At 70.3% G+C, this 1,846-nt stretch carries 1 protein-coding gene; it reads left to right on the top strand.

Features of this window, described 5'->3' with window-relative positions; all coding sequences use genetic code 11:
• The first annotated feature begins 457 nt into the window (after positions 1–457).
• The gene (gene holA, locus ACFRCG_RS48440) at positions 458–1,447 is read left to right on the top strand and encodes a DNA polymerase III subunit delta (protein WP_380043049.1); all 990 of its coding nucleotides are present in this window, start codon (positions 458–460) and stop codon (positions 1,445–1,447) included.
• Positions 1,448–1,846 lie beyond the last annotated feature (399 nt).

Genomic DNA, 1,846 nt, shown 5'->3' with positions numbered 1-1,846 from the left:
GGCGCGGGATGGGGGCGGGATGGGGCGCGGCGGGGCCGGGTTGGTGGAGGCGGTTTGCGAGGCCGGAGCTGGATGTCAGTGGGCGGTGTGACGAGAAAGCTGGTGCTGGGTGCTGGGTGCTGGGTGCCGAGTGCCGGGCGTCGGGCGTCGGGCGTCGGGTGCCGAGTGCAGGGAGCCGAGTGCCGAGTGCCGACTGCCGAGCCGCTGGCCGCCGGCTCCCGGGTGCAGATTTCCGGCATTTCGCATCTGGAGTTCCCGTGTCGAGCCCCGAAAGTGCCTAGTGGGGGGCGGAAACGGATCTCGGGACGGCCCTCCTGGCTCCTTGCCCATGCTGACCTGCGGCTTTACCTCCCGGTCGCGCCGCAGGCATCCGCGCCATCCGGTTTCGTGAATGCTGCCGGCCGGGCGGGGTGGCCTTGCGTGATGTGGGTGGGGTGGGGTGTCTGTTGGGCGTGGGATGCTTGGTCGGGTGGCCAGACGAATGCAGGATGATCCGCTCGCGCCGGTGACGCTTGTCGTCGGGGCCGAGGAGTTGCTTGTGGATCGGGCGGTCGCGGATGTGGTGCGCGCCGTGCGGGCGCAGGATCCCGAGGCGGATGTTCGGGACTTGGCGCCGGGGGCGTTGCAGGCCGGGATGTTGTCCGAGTTGGCCAGTCCCTCGTTGTTCGGTGAGCGCAAGGTCATCGTGATCCGGTCCGCGCAGGACCTTGGGACGGACCTGGTCGGCGAGGTCACCCGGTTGATCGCCGATCCGGCCGAGGAGACCGTGCTGGTGCTCGCGCATCTGGGCGGGCCCAAGGGCAAGAAACTGTTGGACGCGGTGCGCAAGGTGGGTGTGCGCGAGGTCGCGTGTCCCAAGGTGACCAAGGTCGGGGATCGCATCGCGTTCGCGCGGGCGGAGTTTCGGGTTGCCGGGCGCTCGCTCACCGAGGACGCCTGTCGCACGCTGGTCGAGGCGATCGGCAACGATCTGCGGGAGTTGGCCTCCGCGTGCAGCCAGTTGATGGCGGACGTCGACGGTGTGATCGACGAGGAAGTGGTCTCGCGCTACTACAGCGGCGTTGCCGAGGCGTCCAGCTTCACCGTCGCCGACAAGACCGTCGAGGGGCGTACCGCCGAGGCGCTGGAGCAGTTGCGCTGGGCGTTGTCCGTGGGGGTCGCGCCCGTCATGGTCACGAGCGCGCTCGCGCAGAGCGTGCGGCAGATCGCCCGGGTCGGCGCCGCCCCCCGGAACGCCCGCCCGAACGATCTGGCGCGCGATCTCGGCATGCCGCCATGGAAGGTCGACCGGGTTCGGCAGCAACTGCGCGGCTGGACTCCGGACGGCATCGTCCGAGCCCTCACCGCCGTCGCCGACGCCGACGCGGCGGTCAAGGGCGGCGGTATGGATCCCGCGTATGCATTGGAAAAGGCCGTGGTGACGATCTCCACCGCCCGCAACGCCTGACTACGGTAGCGCGATCCCCATCATCCCAGTGGCGGCCCGAAGCGCTCGTCGCTTCGCCCGCATCCGGACGACACGATCGTCCTGCTCCGACGACCCACCCCGGGAGCTGACCCGCCTAGCCCGTGTCTTCAAACCCTCGCCGAGCTCCACGACGCCCAGCACCACACCTCGCCGCCCCGAAGAAACAGGCGAATAGAACGAGTAGGACGAGTAGAACCACTGGGCGCCTGGCACCTGCCTCTCCGGCACGCCGATGCACGGCATCCGCCCTTCGGGCTCCTCGCTGCGCTCACGCCGCAGAGCCCGACGGGGTTTGAAGACACGCGCCGGCGAGCGGCAGGCGCCACGACCCGACCCGACCCGACCCGCCCAAACCCGCCCCCCTCCCGCGCCCGGGCT

It is taken from the genome of Embleya sp. NPDC056575, assembly GCF_042793325.1.
Taxonomy (GTDB): Bacteria; Actinomycetota; Actinomycetes; order Streptomycetales; family Streptomycetaceae; genus Embleya.
The sequence above is the reverse complement of the archived record's forward strand: the minus strand, read 5'-3'. Positions and strand labels throughout refer to the sequence as shown.

Bases quoted from the DNA above. Each gene is read 5' to 3' on its own strand.
- holA (WP_380043049.1), top strand. From the start codon at position 458: ATGCTTGGTCGGGTGGCCAGACGAATGCAGGATGATCCGCTCGCGCCG.